Source organism: Streptomyces sp. SID5469 (assembly GCF_009862865.1).
Classification (GTDB): Bacteria; Actinomycetota; Actinomycetes; order Streptomycetales; family Streptomycetaceae; genus Streptomyces; species Streptomyces avermitilis.
On the sequence record NZ_WWIN01000001.1, the window covers coordinates 1,892,118 to 1,912,509 of the forward strand.

Consider the following 20,392-nt stretch of genomic DNA (forward strand, 5'->3'; position numbering starts at 1 on the left):
GCCGCTCCGCTGCCGTCACCGCCGTTCGCCCAGGAAGTCGAGAATGTGACCGAACACGTCGAGGGCGGCGCCCCGGCCGAGGAACGTGTCGAGGTGACCGTAGCCGGGAATCTCGGTGTACGAGACGTCCAAGTACGGCTGCCTGCGCGCGAGTACGTCGTGACAGAGCTTCTGGGAGTCGAGCCACAGCCCGTTCTCGCTGCCCGCGATCAGCAGGACCGGGGTGTCGATACGGCCGGCCGCGTCCAGCGCGTTCTGCGGCAACTCCCGGTAGCGGTGGTCGGTGTCGTGCCAGCGGACCACGCTGCGGGCCAGCTCGATCCGGCGCAGATGCGGCAGGATCCACAGCGGCGCGGGGCCTAGCAGCTCGGCGAGCCGGTCGTGGGTGGCCTCGGACAGGTGCTCGTGCACGAACAGCGAGGCGCCCGTCCCCCACGCCGAGTTGTGCAGGATCTGACAGGTCGGGTCCGGGCAGCTCGCCTTGCGGGAGGCCAGTGCGAACAGCGGCGTGTACTTCGACCAGAGGCCCACCTTGCGGAAGTCGACCGGGATGTGATCGATCCGGGTTTTCAGCAGCTCTCCGGCCACCGACATCCGCAGCGAGGTCCGGCCCGCGAGCTTCGGCGTCAGGAACACGCCCTGCGACACGACGCCCGCGAGCCCCGGCACCAGCCCCGCCGTCATGCTCAGCGACAGCGTGAGCGAGCCGATGCAGTGGGCGACCACGAACAACGGCCGGTCGCCGATGCGCCCGCGGATGTGGGAGACGGCCGCGGGGATGTCGTACAGGGCGACGTCGTCGTACGTGTACTTCTGGCCGGTCTCGTTGTACGGCAGCCGGCAACTGCCGCGCCAGTCGAGCAGCCAGGGCTCGTAGCCGTCGTCGAGGAGGGCGTCGACGAGGTTGCGGGTCTCGGGCAGCAAGAACATGTCGGCGGACGCGGTGTGTCCGTGCAGGAGCAGCACCGCGGGCCGGTCGGGCTCGCCGCTGTCGACGCGGGTCAGGCCGAGCCGGACCCCGTCCCCCGCGCGGAAGGGGATCTCCTCGACGCGCGCGGGATCGAGGCGGTGGTGGAGCGGGCGCAGGGTCGTGGTGGTCCTGACCCTGCGGAGCGCCGGCCTGGTGGTGGAGTCGGTCGTCCTGAAGATCATCGGTTGCGCTCCGTGAGGGTCGGGTTGCGGCGCAGGTCGAGCAGGTCCGCGGCGACCCGGGCGAAGGGGCCGAGCAGACCGCGGCCCACCTCAAGGCCGAACCAGGCGAGCCAGGTCAGCTTGGCGGCCCGCTTCTCCTGGCTGGTCAGGCGCGGGTCGACCTTGATGCCGTCGATCTGGTCGCGCACATAGCTGTCCGCCGGTACGACGACCTCGCCCGTCAGTCGCGCCGGTTCGCCCGCACGGCCGATCTCGACGGTCAGCGCGCGGGTCTGCCGCCACACGTCGCGGCGGGCCCGGGCGTACTTGTGGCCCTCGAGCCACCAGTGGCCGCCGTCGGTGTCACGCAACTCCAGCCGGTAGCGCAGGAGTTGATGTCGCATACCGTGCTGTTCCGGGATGCCCTCCTCGGGGCGGATCCAGACGTCACCGCGCTCCACCGTCAGCGGCTCGGGGTGCACCGCCGCGCACACCAGCTCGCCGCTGACGTCCACCCGGCGCTCCTTCACCAGCTGGTACATGCTCGCGATGGACAGGGTGAGCGCCATCGAGCAGGGGGTGTCGGCGGGGGCGCCGACCGGGCCGACGCCGCCCTCGGTCCTCTCGGAGAACCACAGGTACGGCTGGTCGTCCTTGTGCGGCAGCCGGGCGAGGCCGTCGCGGGCCAGCCGCTCGAACGTCCTGAGCTGCGCCTGGGCGTCGTAGCGGGCCGCGGGCCCGAGCCCGAGCGCCTCGACGAGCGCGGCGGTGCGGTCGTCGTGGGCCGCCGGGCCCTTCAGTGTCGCCTCGCACAGCTTGAGGGCGGTGGGGCTCCGCAACACCCTTGTCAGGAAGGCGAGTTCGGGCACCGGGTCGGCCTCCAGGCGGGCCAGGGCGTCGGTGCGCCACTCGTCCCAGTCCTGTACGCGCACGTGCATGCCGCCGAGCGCCATGTCCTGTACGACGTCGTCGAGGGTGTTGGGCACGCCGGTCAGGTTGTAGTCGTAGCCCCAGGCGTCGGGTTCGCAGATGACGCCGACCGCGACCCGGCTCACCCAGTCCACCGGGGCCGCGTTCAGGTAGCGGAACGCGGGCACGGTGCGGAAGCGGCCGAAGGCCGAGATGAGGCCGCTGCTGAGGTCCTGGGGGTTGTAGGCGCCGGTCCTGGTGTGGCCGCCGATGCCGCCCGGGCGCATCGCCGTGACCAGCAGACCGTGGTCGCGGGCTCGCCGCAGCGCGACTTCGGCGGTCCACTTCGTCTGGTCGTAGCCCGCGACGAGCCGGTCTACGCGGGCGAGCGGGTCGTCCTCGCCCATGGCGGTGATGCCGACCTCGTTGAAGACCGCGATCGAGGAGATGTGGTGCAGCGGCTTGGGCCGGCCGGTCGCCGCCAGTTCGGCCAGGGTCAGCGCGCCGAGGACGTTGCTCTGCCGCAGCGAGGGGTAGCCGCGCAGGAAGTCCACGGCCGCCGCCACGCCGACGACGCTGTCCAGCTCGTGGGCGAGGGTGTTCCACAGGTCGTCGGACAGGCCGAGGCGCGGGTGCCGGATGTCTCCGGGGAGCACGGTCACCCGGCGGCGGACCTCCGACGACCAGGGCAGCTCGTAGCCCTTCAGCGCCTGGCCCAGCCGGGCGGTGGCCGCCTCCTCGTCGGCGGCGCGGACCAGGCAGTAGACGTGGGCGTCGCTGTGCCGCAGCAGGTCGAGAAGCATGTGGCTGCCGAGGAAGCCGGTCGCGCCGGTCAGCAGGATCCGGCGCGGCGGCAGCGGCTCGGGCGCGCCGGTCCAGGGCAGGCGATCGGCGAGCGCGAGGTCGGCCAGGATCTGGTCGAGGTCCTCGCGGCGGGCGGTGGAGTAGGGGGCGTCGCCGCTCCCGGGCGGCGGGGTGGCCGCCACCGCCGGTGGGGTGCGGGGGGACGGGACGGGGAGGCCGCTCGGGGCGGGCGCCGGACGGGTGCCCGCGGCGGAGAGCGGGAGGAGGCCCGGGGTCGCGGCGACGCCGGCCGCGGTGGCACCGGCCACGGCGGCACCGGCCGCAGTGGCGCCAATCGCGGTGACGCCCGTCGCGGCGACGCCGGCCGCGGTGGGCTCCGGGGTCGCCGGAGTTGCTGAGTGGGCGGCCGGGGCGCCGCCGGCCGACAGCCACCGCCGGGCGAGGGTGCGCGGCCGGGCGTCGGCGAACACGTCGTCCAGGGCGATCTCCATGCCCAGCTCGCGTTCCAGCTCCGCGACGAGTTCCACGGCGTGCACGGACGTGCCCCCGGCGTCGAAGAAGTCACTGTCCGGCGACAGGTGCCCCCCAGGCAGATAGCGGCCCGCGGTGGCGGCGACGGCGACGGCGAGGCCGTCCACATCGAGCGACGGACCGGCCGTCGGACCGGCGCCGGGCCCCGACTCCGTACCGCTGCCGGTCGGCTGGGGCGCGGCGGCCGTCATGACCTTGGCCAGCAGGTCGCTCACGCTGAGCCCGCCGCCGCCCCGTTCGATCGACTCGCCGGTCGCCCGCTGTCCGGGGTACGCCGACGCGCCCTCGTTCACCTCACGCATGAGAACCCTTCACGGTGTGCTGTGTCCTTTCCCTCACTGCTGCTGCCAGGACCGGAAGGCCCGCAGTTGGTCCGGTGTGACCACGGTCTCCAGATACGCGTCGTCCTGGTCACCGCCGCCGAGCGCGGCGACCAGACGACGGGCCGGAACGTTGCGCGGGGTGCGCTCCGCCGTCAGCCGTACCTTCGCGCAGCCCAGTTCCTCGGCGCGGTCGGCCAGCCACCGCAACAGGCGCTCCTCGACACCCCGGCCGAGCGCCCGGCAGCTCATCATCCAGGCCAGTACGTCGAGTTGGCCCTCTCCCGGGCGGACGGCGAGCAGGCCGATCTGGCCGTAGTCGCCGAACCGGTCCCGGGCCGCGGCCGTCCACACCTCGCCGCACTCCCGCCACCGGGTGAGATCGCCGCCGTCGGCCGACCGGGCGCGGAGAGTGAACTGGTTGGTACGACGGACGAGTTGCTCGGCCCGCTGGACGTCGGCCGCGGACAGGGCCCGGATGTCTACCTCCAGCTCCAGCTGGGCGAGGAACTCTTCGAAACCGGCGTGTTCGCGGACGGCGTCCCGCTCCCGCTCCTGCTCGTAGAACCGTGCCCGCAGCCCGTCCTCGGCCGTCGCAGCCGCCGGGACCAGCGGCCACAACCGGCCCAGGAACTCGTCCAGTTCGGCCGTCGGCGGGCAGGTCACCGACAGCACCTCCGGCAACGCGGACCGCACCCCCGCGATCTCGACCGGGTTGTCGTCGAGGAACAGGAAACTGTCCGTACCGAGGTTGAGCGTGCGCGCCGCCTCGGCCAGGCGACCCGACTTCGGGCCCCAGGCGGCGGAGAGCACGCTGAAGTGCTCCGCCTTCAGCAGGCTGTCCGGGCGGTCCAGGACGGCCCGGACCGTGTCCTCGTCGTTGTTGCTGACCAGCGCCAGCAGCGCACCCGCGGCACGCCACTGCAGCAGCCTGCGCGCCAGCAGGGCACGCGGACCGGTCAGGTCCACCGCCTCCGGGCCGATCTCCCCGGCGACACCGCCCCACAGGGTCTCGTCCCCGTCCACCGCGATCACCTTCGGCGCGGGGCGCCGCACCGCTCGTACGACGTCGGCCAGGCGCAGGGCCACCGCCGCCTGGAAGTCCGGGGTGAAGGGGAGGTGGGCGAGCTTCTCGGTCCGTTCGTCGAAGCGTTCCCCGACGGCGTGGTGCCGGGTCCAGTCGTCGGGGCCCAGCACCGCGATGCCGGGCAGCCCGGCCAGCTCGGCGGCGACCTCGCTGTCCCAGCGCTCGAGGCGGTCGTCGGCGCGCGCGGACGGCGGGAAGCCGACGATCAGCGGCTTCCGGGTCCGCTCGGACAGGGCCCGCAGCGCGGCCGGGTACTCGGTGCGGAGCTCGGCGAGCAGCGCGTCGTCGACCGGCCCGAACCGTTCCAGGTCCGCCGCCCGCAGCAGCACCACGCCCACCGCCGTGGCCGGGTCCGCGAAGACGCCGGAAGGATCCCGCAGGCTCGCGAGCACATGGTGGTACGGCGCCTCCGCGACCGTCACACCGCCGTCCCGTGCCCCCGCCCCCTCGTTGCACGCCAACTCGCACATCAGCGGCAGATTGCCCAGGGCGAAGGTGGCGGCGACGGCGAGCGGACGCGGCGGGACGACAGCGGGCTCGCCGGCGGGCGGGACTTCGGTCGCGGGCGGGACTTCCGTCGCTGCCGGCGCTTCGCTCACCGCCAGGGCTTCGGCCGCGGGCGGGACTTCGGACGCGACCAGGACTTCCGTCGCTGCCGGGGCTTCGCTCGCGGCCGTCGTACGCACCGGTGCCGTCGGATCCTCCACCGCCCGGGCGAGCAGCCGCAGGAACTCCTCCCCCAGGTCCGTGGTGGCCGCCGCGTCCAGGATGTCGAGGTTGTGGTCGAGCCGGATCCGGCCCGCGTCCGGCGTCATGGTGATCATCAGGTCGAGGTCCGACCAGCCCGTCCCGGCCGGCAGCACCTCCAGGTTCGTCAGGCGCCCCGCCGAGGAGCGTACGTAGTTGAAGTACACCTCCACCAGCGGCGCGTTCGGCCGGTACAGCCCCTGCTTCGCCAGCGTCGGCAGGACGTCCGAGAACATGGCACCCTTCGCGAGGACCTTCTCGAGGCGGCCGTCGGTGCGGCGCAGCACCTGCTCGACCGGCTCGCCTGCCCCCGCCTCGGCAGGGAACGGCACCGGCACGCCGAAGAAGCCCACCGCGTCGTACGCGTCGGCGTGGATGCGCGTGTCCACGGGCACGGCCAGCACGAAGCGCTCACGCTCGCGCCTGTGTGCCAGCAGCACGGTGAGTGTGCCGAGGCAGAAGGCGGCGGGCGTGACGGCTAGCCCGCTCGCGGCTGCCGACACCCGCTCCATGAGCCCGTCGGGGATCGCCACGGTCACACTGCCGGCCCGGTACGACCGCGCGGCCGGGCGCTCCCTGGTGAGTGTCAGGTCGAGACGGCCACTGCCGTGGAAGGCCTCGCGCCACTCGACCGCGGCGGCAGCACCTGGCCCGTCGCCGGTCGGCACGGTCCCCTCGGTGCGCTGGGCCTGGATCAGCAGGTCTATGTCGCGGTTGGTGACGGTGTCGCCGAGCGAGGTGCCGGACAGTTCGGCGTCGATCTCCCCCGCCACGAGCAGCAGCGACTGAAGATCGCTCACCGCGTGGTGCGCGCCGAACACCAGGATCTGTCCCCGCGCACCACCGTCGAGCAGTTCGAACCGCCACAGCGCCGCGGTCGTCAGGTCGAACGGTGACTCGAGCAGTTCCCGCAGCCGGTCGCCGGCGTCGAGTTCCACGTCGGCGGCCACGTCCGTCCAGCGCAGCACCGGGTTCGCCGGCTCCCGGTCCACCCGCAGCTGCCGCCCGCCTTCGGCACCGGGCACGATCGCGGTCCGCAGGGCCGCGTGCCGTGCGACGAGCCGGGTGAGGATGCCGGTGAGCGTCTCGCGGGTGGTCGGCGTGGTGAGCCGCACCGCCAGGCCGACGGCGTGCGCCGCGCCCGGCATGCCCGGCTGGGCGCTGCGCAGCAGTCGTACGACATCGCGGGTCGCGGGCCGCAGTTCGGTCTCCGGCACTTCCAGCACTTCCGAGGTGACGTCGGCCGGCTGCTCCGGTGTCACGGTGTCCCGCTCGGGCAGGGCCGCGACCAGGGCCCGTACGAGGCCGCGGATGTCGGACGCCGAGAACATCGCGGCGGCCGGGAGTTCGACGCCCAGCTCGCGGGCGAAGGCGTTGCGCAGCCGGACGAGCATGAGGGAGTCCAGGCCCAGTTCCTTGAGGACCGTGGTCCCGGACACGTCCACGGCACCTCCGCAGACCTCGCCGACCCTGGCCCGTACGTACGCTTCGAGCCGTACGGCACGGTCGTGGTCCGTCGTCGCCGCGAACACCTTCTTGACGAGGTCGTCCGAGTCCGCCCCACCCGTCGGGACGGTGACCAGGTCACCCAGGAGCGGGCGGGTCCGCGCCGCGTCCGCGTCGAGCGCCAGCATCTCCCAGTCCAGGGCGATGGGCGCGAGCTGGCGCCGGGACGTGGCCAGCACCCGCTCGAACAGTTCCCCGCCCTCGTCGGGGGAGAAGGCGACCAGACCCGACCGGCTGGTCTCGTCGGCCCGGGTGCCGGACTCGGCGACCATGCCGACGCCGGCCCAGGCACCCCAGTCGAGGCTCAGCGCCCGGCGGTCGGTACGGGAAAGGTGGTGCGCCCAGGCGTCGAGGAAGGCGTTCGCCGCCGAGTACGGGCTCTGCCCGGCCGAGCCCAGAAGACCGGCCGCCGAGGCGAACAGGACCAGGTTCCCGGCTTCCGGGATCAGCTCGGTGAGCAGGGTGGTGCCCAGAACCTTGGGGGCGAGCACGCGCAGGACGCGTTCGTCCGTGAGGTTCGCGACCGTGGCGTCGTCGAGCACACCGGCCGCGTGGACGACTCCGGCGACCGGTCCGGCGTCACGCCGCAGGGCCGCCAGCGCGGCCGTCAGACCGGCACGGTCGGCGACGTCGGCGCGGGCGAGGTGCACGGTGACGCCGCGCTCTTCGAGGCCCTTGATCCAGCCCGCGGCGTCCGCGCCGGGCCTGCCTCGGCTCAGCAGGGCCAGTCTGCGGGCACCACGGCGGACCAGCCGCTCGGCGACCACGCGACCGAGGCCGCCCAGACCGCCGGTGATCAGGTACACGCCGTCCGGGGTGAGCTCACCGTGACCGCCGTCGTCCGGGCGCGTACGAGCCAGGCGCGGCACCAGACGTCCCGTGTCCCGCAGTGCGACCAGCCGTTCGTCGTCCGCGTGCCGGAGCTGCTCCCACAGGGCGTCGACGCCGTCCGTGGACGGCAGGTCGATCAGCGTGGTCGCCAGCTCCGGGTACTCCTGCGCCACCGCGAGACCGAAGCCCCAGGCGAGCGCCTGCTGAGGGTGCGTCACCTGTGTGCTGTCGCCCACGGCCTGGCTGCCCCGTACGACCACGAAGAGACGAGGGGCCCGGCCCTCGGGACGGTCGGCGAGCGTCCGCACCAGGTGCAGGGTGCTCAGGCAGCACAGCCGGGCCGCTTGCTCCGCCGTACGGGCCTCCCCGATCGCCGGAGCGTCGAGCGCGGACAACTGGACCACCCGCTCGGGCAGCCCGTCCGCGAAGGCCTCGTCGAGCAGGTGCGCCAGTTGCTGCGGATCGGCCGGATCGAGGACGTACCGGCCGGGTCCTTCGACGCCGAACGCCTCGCCCCTGCGGACGATGACATGCGGTACCGACGAGCCCAGCCGCTCGGCGAGCTCGACGGCCACGCCCGTCTCGTCCGCCAGGATCAGCCAACTGCCCGTGGCGGGCGGCTCCTGCGCGGGCGGGCGCGGCTGCCAGCGGGTCTCGAAGAGCGCGCCGTCCAGTGGGGAGAGCGCGGCCAGCTCGAACTCCTCCGCTTCCAGGACGAGTTGCTCGTTCTCGTCCCAGAGCCGCAGGTCCAGGGTCGCGGTGTCGCCGGCCATGGACCGCAGCTCGCAGGTCACCCACACGGGCGTGGTGCGCAGCCCGGTGAACCGCAGCCGTCCGAACCCGGCGGGCACGAACGCCCGGCCCTCGGGCGCGTCGCCCGGCAGCGCGGCCGTATGGAAGGCGGCGTCGAGGACCGCGGGGTGCAGCAGATGACCGGCTGCGGGGTGCGCGGCCAGCCGGCCGAGCGCCGCGGAGTGTGTGCGGCGGCCCTCCTCCAGGCCCCGGAAGGCGGGGCCGTAGTCGATGCCGAGGGCGGCGAGCCGGGCGTAGACACCCGGCAGGTCGACCTGTTCGGTGCACTGCTCACGCAGGACGGCGAGCCGCGCATCGGCCATGGGTTCCCCGGCGGTGACCGTGACGCGTCCGCTGACGTGCCGCTCCCAGCGGGTACGCCGCTCACCGGTGACCGCGGAGGCGATGGTGAAGTCCCGGACGCCGTCCTCGGCGGGCCGCAGGACCAGTTGCAGCCGCACGGGCCGACCCTCGTCCAGACGCAGCGGCCGCAGGAACCTGACGTCGGCCAGCCGCACCTCGCCGCCGTCCTGCAGCGCGGAAGCGGCTTCCAGTGCCATGTCGAGGAAGGCGGCGCCGGGCAGCCAGACGTCGCCGGTGACCCGGTGGTCGGTCAGGTAGGCGAAGCGGCTGTCGCGCAGGTCCAGGTCGCTCTGGAAGAGGTGCCGGTCGGGCTCGTCGCTGGCCTCGACGTGGGTGCCGAGGAGCGGCCCCCCGCCGCCCGCCGGGGAGGCCGGGGCGGGCGCGAGCCAGTGGCGTTCGCGGGCGAAGGCGTACGTGGGCAGGTCGACCCGGCGCCCCGTCGGGAACAGCACCGGCCAGTCGGGCGTGTGCCCGGCCGCGTACAACTCCCCCAGCCTGCGCAGCAGAATGTCGCGCCCGTCCTGCTGCCGGCGCAGCGAGCCGACGCCGACCGCGTCGATGCCTGCCTCGGCCGCCACCGCCTCGATCGAGGGGCCGAGCGACGGGTGCGGGCTCAGCTCGACGAAGTAGCGGTAGCCGTCGTCCAGCATCCGCCGGACCGTGTCCGCGAAACGGACGGGCTCCCTGAGGTTCGCGTACCAGTACGCGGCGTCGAGCCGGTCCCCGGGCACGGGCTCGGCCAGCACCGTCGAGTACAGCGGGGTCGGCGTCCGCGCGCCCCGCACATCGGCGAACCGGTCGAGCAGTTCCTCGCGGAGCGGATCCATCAAAGGGGTGTGCGAGGCGAACGGCGTCGACAGTCGCCGGGCGGGGATCTTCCGCTCCTCGAGTCGGTGGAGCACCTCGGCCAGTGCCTCGGCGTCGCCCGAGACGGCGGTGGCGTGCGCGCTGTTGACCGCCGCGACGAACAGCCGTCCCGCGTACGGCGCGAGCAGCTCCTCCACCTGCGCGCGCGGCAGTTCCACGCTCAGCATCCCGCCCTTGCCCGCCAGCGGTACGACGGCCTGGGCACGCCTGGTCACCACGGTCACGGCAGCGTCCAGGGTGAGGGCGCCCGCGCTGTACGCGGCGGCGATCTCGCCCAGGCTGTGCCCGATCACGGCGTCCGGGGTGATGCCGAGCGCACGCCAGGCGGCGGCCAGCGCCGCGTTGACCGCGAACAGCACCGGCTGAAGGAACTCGGTCCGGTCGAGCGGGGCGATTTCCTCCGGTGCCCGCAGCACGTTGAGCACCGACCAGCCGACGTGCCGCCGAACCGCCTCGTCGATGCGGGCCAGCTCCTCGCGGAAGGCATCCGAGCCGGCCATCAACTCCACGCCCATGCCCGGCCACTGGCCCCCGTGCCCGGCGAAGACGAAGGCCACTTTGCCCGTCTGCTCCTCGCGGGGCGGCACGAGCGGTGTCCGTCCGGTCGCCAGCGCGTCGAGCGCGGCGCGCAGTTCGTCCCGGTCGGCCGCCACGATCGCCGTGCGCCGCTCGAAGTGGCTGCGGTGCCGCGCCAGGGTGTGGGCGACGTCGGGCAGGGCGACGTCCTCGGTCAGGTACTGGGCCAGTCGCGCGGCCTGGCCCCGCACGCCGGCCTCACTGCGCCCGGACAGTGCGAACAGCCGCTTCCCGGGCATGGGTTCGGCGTTCGGCTCCGTCGCGGCCGGTGGTGGTGCCTCCTCCACGATCACATGCGCGTTGGTGCCGCTGATCCCGAAGGCGCTCACGCCGGCCCGCCGCACCCGCTCCCCCGACGACGGCCAGTCCACCGCCTCCTGGAGCAGGTGCAGGCCGCTGCCGTCCCAGTCGACGTGCTGACTGGGCGTGCCCGCGTGCAGGGTGCGCGGCAGGGTCCCGTGCCGCAGCGACTGCACCACCTTGATCAGCCCGAGCACGCCCGAGGCCGCCTGCGCATGCCCGATGTTGGACTTGAGCGACCCGAGGTACAGCGGACGGTTCTCGGGACGCGAGTCGCCGAAGACCTCCGACAGCGCGTTCGCCTCGATCGGGTCGCCCAGTGTGGTTCCCGTGCCGTGCGCCTCGACGTAGTCGATGTCGGCGGCGCCCAGTGCGGACAGCTCCAGCGCCCGCCGGATCACCTGTTCCTGAGCCGGGCCGTTCGGCGCGGACAGCCCCTGGCTGCGGCCGTCCTGGTTGACGGCCGTGCCACGCAGCACCGCCAGCACCTGGTCGCCGTCCCGCCGCGCGTCGCTCAGCCGCTTCAGTACGAGCATGCCCGCGCCCTCGGCCCAGACGGCGCCGTCGGCGTCGTCGGAGAACGAGCGGCAGCGGCCGGTCGGGGACAGGCCCCGAAGGCGGCTGAACTCCACGAAGGTCCCGGGCGTCACCATCAACGTCACACCACCGGCGAGCGCCAGGTCGCACTCGCCCGACCGCAGTGCCTGCGCCGCCAGGTGCGTCGCGACCAGCGACGACGAGCACGCCGTGTCCACCGTCAACGCGGGACCGTGCAGCCCCAGCGCGTACGAGAGCCGGCCCGAGGCCACGCTCAGCGCCGACCCCGTACCGACGTACCCGTCCAGCTGGTCGAGCCGGGAGCCCGCGAGATAGTCGCTGCCGAACATGCCGACGTACACACCGGTGGTGCTGCCCGCCAGTTCGGCGGGCACGGTACCGGCGCGCTCCAGTGCCTCCCACGCCATCTCCAGCAGCAGCCGCTGCTGCGGGTCCATGGCCGCCGCTTCCTTCGGGGTGATCCCGAAGAAGCCCGCGTCGAAGGACTCGATGCCGTCCAGGAAACCGCCTTCCCGGGCGTACGACTTGCCGAGGGCCTCCGGGTCGGGGTCGTACAGCGACTCCACGTCCCAGCGGCCCGCCGGGAACGGGCCGACCGCGTCACGGCCCTGGGCGACCAGGTGCCACAGACCCTCCGGGTCGCTCACCCCGCCGGGCAGGCGGCAGGCCATGCTCACCACGGCCACCGGCTCGTCGGACGCGGGCGTCGCCGTGCGGGCCGGCTGGGCGCCGGGTGCGGTCCGGCGGGCCGGCCGGCCGGCCGTCGCGAGCGCTGTGGTCAGCAGGTACTCGGCGAGCCGGGACGGCGTGGGGTGGTCGAACAGCAGGGTGGCGGGGAGCTTGGCGCCGATGCGGGTGCCGATGCGGTTGCGCAGTTCGACCGCCGTGACCGAGTCCATGCCGAGTTCGCGCAGCGGCTGGTCGGGGCGGACCGACTGGGCCGAGCGCAGGCCCAGGGCGCGGGAGGCCTCCTCGCGGACCAGGGCCAGGACGCGTTCGGCGCGTTCGGCCTCCGGCAGCCGGGCCAGGCGGTCCGCCAGGCCGTCGGCGCCGTCCTGGCCGGTGCGGGGCGCGGGGAGCAGCGAGCGCCACAAGGCCGCCGCCGTGTCGTCGCCGGCCGCCGTCGTCTCGCGCAGGCGGGGCAGGTCCAGGGACCAGGCGACCAGGTGCGGTGCGCCCCGGCGCAGGGAGAGTTCGACGAGTTCGCGGCCCTGGTCGGGGGTGAGGGCGCGGTGGCCGAGGCGGGCCATCCGTTCCAGGTCGGCGTGTTCGGCGGCCAGTCCCTCGCCCGCCCAGGCGCCGAAGGAGACCGAGACGCCGGGCAGGCCCAGCGCCCGGCGATGGTGGGCCAGTTGGTCGAGGAAGACATTGGCCGCCGCGTAGTTGCTCTGCCCCGCGGTGCCGAGGACGCCGGCGGCGGAGGAGACCAGCAGGAACAGGTCGAGCGGTACGTCGGCGGTGAGCCGGTGCAGATGGGCGGCGCCGTCGACCTTGGGGCGCAGGACCCGCGTGAGGCGTTCGGGCGTCAGCTCGGCGACCACCCCGTCGGCCAGGACGCCCGCGCAGTGCACGACGCCGCGCAGCGGCAACTCGTCGCCGATGCGGCCGAGTACGTCGGCCAGGGCCGCGGCGTCCGCGACGTCGCACGCCGCCACCTCGACCTCGGCGCCGAGCGCGGCCAGTTCCGCTCGCACCTCGGCGGCGCGCGGGTCGTCGGCGCCCTGACGGGAGGTCAGCAGCAGCCGGGGGACGCCGTGTTCGGCGAGGAGCCGGGCGATGTGCCGGCCGACCGCGCCCAGGCCGCCGGTGATCAGCACCGTGCCGTCGGTGGGCGCCAGGGTGGGGCGGCCGACCAGGTCGAGGACGACGGGGCCGCCTCTCCGTATCGCCTCGCGCGCGGCGGTGACGGGCCACGCCCGCGGGCGCGTGGGACGCGTGTGCCCGGCGGCGACCGACGCGACGGCCTCGCGCAGAGCCGCACCGAGCTCTGCGCGGCCTGGTGCGACGGCATCGGCGTGTTCCCCGGGCAGCGTGACCGCGGTGGTGAACGGCAGGCCGTCCGGGAGCGCCACGACCAGCCGCGCGTCGGCGACCGCCGCGGAGCCGGGCGCGGTGTCGGCGACGGCGACGACCCGCAGGCCGAGGGCGAGTCCCTCGACGTCGGCGCCGACCTCGGTGAGCACACCGGCCGACACGGCGTCCGGCGCGTCGTCACCGGAGGGGTGTACGCGTGCCGCGTGCACCTGGATCCGGACCTGGCCGGGGGCCAGGGCCCGGGGCGCCACCGCGCGCAGGGTCACGTCCGCCGGGAGGCCGGCCAGCTCGTAGTGGTCATCGGCCGGGATCGGCAACGCCTGTGCGGCGCGGGCCCGCACCAGCCGCGGGACGAGCAACGTGCCTGCCCGGAGCGCGAGTTCGGGTTCACCGGCGTACGCGACGGCGACCGGCAGGGCACCCCCGGGATCGGAGCCGTCGAGGTCGAGCAGGGTCAGCCCGAGGCCGGGGTGTTCGGTGCGGGCGCTGCGGGCGAGGCCCCACAGCACCGACTGGGCGAGGCCGGGCACCGTGTCCCCCTCGCCGGCCGCGACCGCGCCATGGGTCACCCAAACCGTCCGGGTGGGCGCCTCGTCCTCGGGGAGGGCGAGCAGCGCCTGGAGTTCGGCCAGTGCCGTGGCCGCCAACTCCTGTGCCGCGGCGGCCGGTTCGACGTCGGACGCCGGGCGCGGCCAGAACCGTACGCGGACGTCCGCGCCCGTCTCGCCCACCGTGATCCCCGCCGCCGCGAGGCCGCGCAGGGCCGCCGCGGCCTCCGGGTCCGAGGGGTCGCCGAGGACGGTCCACTCGGTGCCCGGCGCCCCGGCGGGCTCCTCGGGTACGGCCGTCCACGCCACCTCGTACAGGTGCCGCCCGTTCTCGGAGCCGGTGCCCAGGTCCGCCGGGTTCGCGGCCCGCAGCCGTACGCCCTCCAGGCGGCCCGCCGGGATTCCGTCGGCGTCCCACAGCGTCACGTCGAGCGTGAGGTCCGTCCCGGAACCGCCCGACCGCCTTACGCGCGCGGTCAGTTCGGTCGCTCCGCCGTGCGGCAGGACGCAGCGGCCCACCGCGACCGGCAGCAGCACCCGGCCGTCGGACGCGTCGCCCGCGTCGAACACGGCGGCCACGTGCAGTGCGGCGTCCAGCACCGCCGGGTGGAGCGGGTAGGGGTCGGCGACATCGCGGGCCACGGTCGGCAGCGAGAGCCTGGCCAGCAGCTCGCCGTCGCCGGTCGTCACCGCCGCCCGTACGCCCTGGAAGGCCGGGCCGTAGCCGAGGCCGAGGCGGGCCAGCCGCTCGTACGTCTTGGGGCTCCAGGCCGTCCCGGCCGCCTCCGGCCACACCGGCAAGGGCCCTTGCGTCACCGGAGCGGCCTCGGCCGCCGACGCGGTGGCGTGCAGGGTCCAGCCCGTGCCCTCCTGGCCGCGCGGACGGCTGTGCACGGTGATCTCCGGTACGGGACCGGCGGTGACCACCTCGACGGACACCTCGACCGTGCCGGACCCGGGCAGGGTGAGGGGCGTCAGGAGGAACAGGTCGGTGACGTCCCCCGGGGCGTCCGGGCGGGCCACGGCGAGCGCGGCGCGGCACAGTTCCATCAGCGTCGTGCCCGACACCACGGTCCGGCCGAACACGGCGTGGTCGGGCAGCCAGTCGGCGGTGGCCGGGGACCACTCGTTGCGGAAGGTCCAGCGGGTCTCGTCCGCCGACTGCAACTGGATGCCGAGCAACGGATGCGCGGCACGGTCGAAGAGACCGGGGGCGCCGGCGGCCGCTTCCGGTTCGATCCAGTGGCGCTGCGGGTCCCAGGCGTACGTCGGCAGATCCGCGCGGGGTGCGTCGGCGACCAGACGGCGCCAGTCGATCCGCCGTCCGTGGACGTGGAGTTCGGCGGCGGCCCGGTCCAGGCAGGCGGGCCCGTCCTCGTCGCGACGGAGCGATCCGACGGCGACCAGGTCGGGGGCTGTGTCTTCAGCGGCCTCGGCGGCATCGGCGTCTTCGACGACGGTGCGCAGGGCGGTGAGCAGGGACGGATGGGGGCTGAGTTCCACGAAGTACCGGTAGCCGTCGGCCGCCATGCGTTCCACGGTGGGCGCGAAGCGGACGGGTTCCCGGAGGTTGGTGTACCAGTAGTCGGCTTCCAGTTCCTCGGTGACCGGTTCGCCCAGGACCGTGGAGTACCAGGCGACGGACGTCGGGCAGGTGGTGATCCCGTCGAGTTCGTCGAGGACGGCCGCGCGGACCTGCTCGACCTGGGCGCTGTGGGAGGCGTAGTCGACGTCGAGGCGGCGGACGAACACCTGCTGCCGGTCGAGGTCGGCGAGCAGGGCTTCCAGTGGCTCCACGTCGCCGGCGATCACCGTGGACCGGCCGCTGTTCACGGCTGCGACGGACACCCGGCCGTCGAGGCCGGCGAGGTGGGCCTCGACCTCGGTGTGCGGCAGGGCGACGACGGCCATGGCTCCGGTGCCGGACAGCTCGGTCAGGGCCTGGCTGCGCAGGGCGACCACCGCCGCCGCGTCGTTGAGGCTGAGCGCCCCGGCGACGCAGGCCGCGGCGACCTCGCCCTGGCTGTGCCCGATCACGGCGTCCGGCCGTACGCCACGGGCCCGCCACACGGCGGCCAGGGACATCATCACGGCGAAGAGGACCGGCTGGACGACGTCCACCCGGTCCGGCGACGGGGCGCCCGCGTCGCCGCGCAGGACGGCCGCCACCGACCAGGTGGTGAACGGGCGCAGGGCGGCGTCGCAGCGGTCGAGTTCGTCCGCGAACACCGGGGAGCGGTCCAGCAGATCGCGGGCCATGCCGGTCCACTGGGCGCCTTGGCCGGGGAAGACGAAGGCCAGCTTCCCCGGGGGGAGGGCTTGTTGGGGGCCGGCGACCCTGTCGGTGTCCGGCTGTCCCTCGGCCAGCCCGCGCAGTGCGGTCAGCAGTTCGTCGCGGTCGCCCGCCTGGACGACGGCCCGGTGCTCGAAGTGCGTGCGGTGGTGGGCCAGCGTGGCGGCCGCCTCGGGCAGCGGCGTCTGCGGATCCGCGCTGAGCGCTTCGAGGAGACGGCCGGCCTGGCCCCGGAGGGCGGGGAGGGTGCGGGCGGAGAGCGGGAAGAGGGTCTTTCCGGTCAGGTGGGGGGCTGGCAGGTGGGGAGCGGGCAGGTGGGGAGCGGTCTCTTCGGCCGTCGGCTGCTCGGGACTCTGCGGCTCGCCCGTGGGCCGCGTCAGGTCGTGCGGTGCCTCCTCCAGAACCACGTGCGCGTTCGTACCGCTGATCCCGAACGCGCTCACTCCGGCCCGCCGCACCCGGTCGACGTCGCGCGGCCACCCCGCCGCGGTGCTGTGCACGCGCAGGCCGCCGCCCGCCCAGTCGATGTGTTCGGTCGGGGTCTCGGCGTGCAGCGATGCCGGGAGCAGTTGGTGGCCGAGGGCCAGCACCGTCTTGATGACGCCGCCGATGCCCGCCGCGGCCTGTGTGTGACCGAGGTTGGACTTCAGGGAGCCGACGCCGAGCGGCCGGTCGGCGGGGCGGCCCGGCCCGAAGACGGCGGTCAGCGCCCGGCCCTCGATGGGGTCGCCGAGCGGCGTGCCCGTACCGTGCGCCTCGACGTAGTCCAGGTCGTCTGGCCGGAGCCCGGCGGCGTCCAGGGCGGCGCGCAGCACCCGCTCCTGCGCCGGGCCGCTCGGGGCGCTGAGGCCCTGGCTGCGGCCGTCCTGGTTGATCGCCGACCCCTTGACGACCGCGAGGACCCGGTCGCCGTCCCGGCGCGCGTCCGCGAGCCGCTTGAGCAGGACCAGACCGCAGCCCTCGGCCCACACCACGCCGTCCGCCTCGGTGGAGAACGGGCTGCACCGCCCGGACGGCGACAGCCCGCGCAGCCTGCTGAACTCGACGTGCCCGCGCGGGGTCACCAGCAGGGTGGCGCCGCCCGTCAGCGCGAGGTCGCACTCGCCGTCCGCCAGCGCCCGCGCCGCCAGGTGCAGGGCGACGAGGGAGGAGGAGCAGGCGGTGTCGACGGTCACCGCCGGGCCCTGGAGGCCGAGGGTGTAGGAGATGCGGCCGGAGGCCACGCTGGACGCGGAGCCGGTGCCGACGTGCCCGTCGAGCCGACCCAGTGAGGCCGAGGCCTGGTATCCGCTGTCGTACAGACCGATGTAGACGCCCGTGGAGCTGCCGTTCAGCGTCTCCGGGACGATCCCGGCACGTTCGATCGTCTCCCAGGCGGTCCCGAGGAGCAGCCGCTGCTGCGGGTCCATGGCCGCGGCCTCGCGCGGTGAGATTCCGAAGAAGGACGCGTCGAAACGGTCGATGTCGGAGAGGAAGCCGCCCCGCAGGGTGTACGCCTTGCCGGTGGCCTCCGGGTCGGGGTCGTAGAGCCCCTGGGTGTCCCAACGGCCCGCGGGCACCTCCGAGATGGCGTCCTCGCCCGCGGTCAGCAGCCGCCACAGCGCCTCGGGGTCGTCGGCGCCGCCGGGGAAGCGGCAGGCCATGGAGACGATGGCGATGTCGTCGTCCGCCCGTGCGGGCGGCGCGTCCGCAGGCGCCGGGTCCGCCGCCGTCGCGCCGACGGGACTTTCGTCGAAGACCGCCTCGGCGATCCCCGCGATGGTGGGGTGGTCGAAGACGAGGGACGGGTTCAGGGGCCGGTCGATCCGCTGGGAGAGTTCCGCGGCCAGAGTGACCAACTGGCGGGAGCTGAGGCCGAATTCGGCTATCGGCCGGTCCAGGTCGATGACCGGCGCCTGGAGCCCGGCCGCGTCGGCGACGGCCGCCGACAGCCAGGCCCGCACTCCTTCGGAGGTCGCGTGGGACGTCTCGGGGAACTGCTTCGGGAACTCGTTCGCAGGCATCTGGGCAGGTGTCCTCGTGAACTCGGGCTCAGGCGGTTTCCGTACGGCCGACACGGCTGACGGTGCCGACGCCGATCCAGCGGGCGCGGGCCGACGCCGGTCCGGCTGAAGCGGTCGTCGTACGACGGATTCAGGCGCCGTACGACCGTGGGCGACCGGCGTGCGACCGGCACGCCGGTACGACGGCGGCAACTGGCGTACCGCCGCCGGCGCTCTCGTCCGCGCCGGCGGCGGGCGACGTCATCTCGTGGCGGCCGCGCCGACCACGGAGAGGGTGCCGTCGAGGTACGCCGTCCTGGAGGCGCGGCGCTGGATCTTCCCGCTGGACGTCTTGGGGATGGTGCCGGGATGGACCAGCACGACATCACGCACCGACAGTCCGTGGGCCTCGCCGATCGCGCTGCGGATCCGGTCGGTGATCTTCTCGAACTCGTCCGCCGCCTCCGGGGCCGCCTCGGCGACGATGACGGGCTGTTCGCCCTCCACTCCGCCGTCCACGGAGAACGTGGCGGTGCAGCCGGGCCGCAGCGCCGGGTGGGACATCTCCGCCGACAGCTCCAGGTCCTGCGGGTAGTGGTTGCGTCCGTCGATGACGATCAGGTCCTTGAGGCGGCCGGTGACGAACAGTTCGCCGTCACGCAGGAAGCCGAGGTCGCCGGTCCGCAGGAAGCGGCCCTCACGGTTCTTCAGGGTGGCGCGGAAGCTCTCGCGGGTGGCGAGGGTGTTGCGCCAGTAGCCCTTGGCGACGCTCGCGCCCAGGACCCAGATCTCGCCGACCTCGCCGTCGGGCAGTTCCTGCTGCCGCTCCGGGTCGGCGATCACCAGGGTCACACCGGGGCCGGGCCGGCCGGAGCCGACCGCCGCCGCGTCCGCCGCGCCGGCGTGCGGTCCGGTCTCGGGGGCCTCGATCAGAGTGGGCGGGGCCGCCACCGAGCCGCCGGTGACCATCAGGGTGGCTTCGGCCAGCCCGTAGCACGGGTAGAGCGCCTCGCGACGGAACCCGGCCGTGCCGAACGTCTCGGTGAACCGCCGCAGGGTGGCGGCCCGCACCGGTTCGGCGCCGTTGAAGGCGACCTTCCACCGGCTCAGGTCGAGGCCGTCGAGGAGGTCGGGAGTGGCCTGCTTCAGGCACAGCTCGTACGCGAAGTTGGGGCCGCCGCTGGTGTGCGGGCGGTAGTGGCTGAGGGCGGTCAGCCAGCGCTGCGGCTGCTGGAGGAAGTGCAGCGGCGAGAAGAGTGTGGCGGTCGCGCCGAGGTAGACCGTGTTCAGCACCGGGCCGATGAGGCCCATGTCGTGGTACACGGGCAGCCAGCTGACGAACAGTTCGTGGTCGTACTCCGCGATGGTGTCGGGAGTGTGGCCCATCCGTTCCGTGATGACCCGTTCGTTGTCCAGCAGGTTCCCGTGGGTCACCATCACGCCGCGCGGAGCGGAGGTCGACCCTGAGGTGTACTGGAGGAAGGCGACCGAGTCGGCGGTGAGGTCGGGTTCGCGCCAGGAGCCGGCCGCCGCGTCCGGGATGTCCTCGGTGGCGACGCAGGTGATCTCGGCCAGTTCGGGCAGGTGCTCCGCCATGGTGCCCAGGGCGGCGATCACCTCACGGCCGCCCAGGATCACCTTGGCGTCCGCGTCGGCGATCAGGCGCTTCATCCGGGTCAGGGCGCGGTGGTTCTGCGACCGGCCCTGCGGGGGCACGCCCGGCACGGCGACGACCCCGGCCGAAAGGCAGCCCAGGTAGCCGCAGATGAACTCGAGACCGGGCGGATACAGCAGCATGGCGCGGGAGCCGGCCAGGCCGCGCTCCTGAAGCCAGGAGGCGACGGCGCGGGACCGTTCGGCCAGCCGCCCGTACGAGATGTCCTGGATCTCTCCGTCACGGTCGCCCGTGACGAGATAGCGGTAGGCGGTCCGGTCGGGCTGGTGCGAGGCGTGCTTGGTCAGTAAGTCGACCAGGGATCGAGCCATATGAAGAGTCTCACCTGTCTGGATCAGTGGGCGAGGGAACTGGAGTTCGAGGGCCGCGTGACACACACGCGCAGAAGCCTTGGCCGACCTGGCCCCCTTGCCAGACCGTCCGTCTCAACCACCCGCCCGAGGAGCTGCGGCGATACGTCCGCCGACCCCTCGCGCCCCCCATTCAGCTTGCTACCAACGGGTAACACCCTAGCAAGTCCCACCCGCCCGAGGGACAG

4 protein-coding genes are annotated in these 20,392 nt (G+C 74.1%); all 4 read right to left on the minus strand.

The features are described 5' to 3' along the window. Positions 1–15: 15 nt before the first annotated feature. The 4 genes from GTY58_RS08205 to GTY58_RS08225 all read right to left on the minus strand — a co-directional run bounded on the left by GTY58_RS08205 (position 16) and on the right by GTY58_RS08225 (position 20,165). Entirely contained in the window at positions 16–1,152 is a 1,137-nt protein-coding gene (locus tag GTY58_RS08205; RefSeq protein WP_010982988.1) for an alpha/beta fold hydrolase, read from the minus strand. Continuing rightward, positions 1,149–3,677 (minus strand): thioester reductase domain-containing protein, encoded by a 2,529-nt coding sequence (locus GTY58_RS08210; RefSeq protein WP_010982989.1) that lies wholly within the window; start codon positions 3,675–3,677, stop codon positions 1,149–1,151. The genes GTY58_RS08205 and GTY58_RS08210 overlap by 4 nt, the downstream gene beginning before the upstream one ends. A 33-nt stretch (positions 3,678–3,710) precedes the next feature. After that, positions 3,711–18,200: a type I polyketide synthase gene (locus tag GTY58_RS08215; protein WP_063774023.1), complete on the minus strand. Its 14,490-nt coding sequence runs from the start codon at positions 18,198–18,200 to the stop codon at positions 3,711–3,713. A gap of 240 nt (positions 18,201–18,440) precedes the next feature. Next, on the minus strand, positions 18,441–20,165 hold the full coding sequence (locus tag GTY58_RS08225; RefSeq protein WP_010982991.1) for a fatty acyl-AMP ligase: 1,725 nt from the start codon (positions 20,163–20,165) through the stop codon (positions 18,441–18,443). Positions 20,166–20,392: the final 227 nt, after the last annotated feature.

What these genes read in the sequence shown, in the direction of transcription:
- GTY58_RS08205 (WP_010982988.1), bottom strand. Translation starts at nt 1,152, where the DNA reads ATGATCTTCAGGACGACCGACTCCACCACCAGGCCGGCGCTCCGCAGG.
- GTY58_RS08225 (WP_010982991.1), bottom strand. Translation starts at nt 20,165, where the DNA reads ATGGCTCGATCCCTGGTCGACTTACTGACCAAGCACGCCTCGCACCAG.
- GTY58_RS08215 (WP_063774023.1), bottom strand. Translation starts at nt 18,200, where the DNA reads ATGCCTGCGAACGAGTTCCCGAAGCAGTTCCCCGAGACGTCCCACGCG.
- GTY58_RS08210 (WP_010982989.1), bottom strand. Translation starts at nt 3,677, where the DNA reads ATGCGTGAGGTGAACGAGGGCGCGTCGGCGTACCCCGGACAGCGGGCG.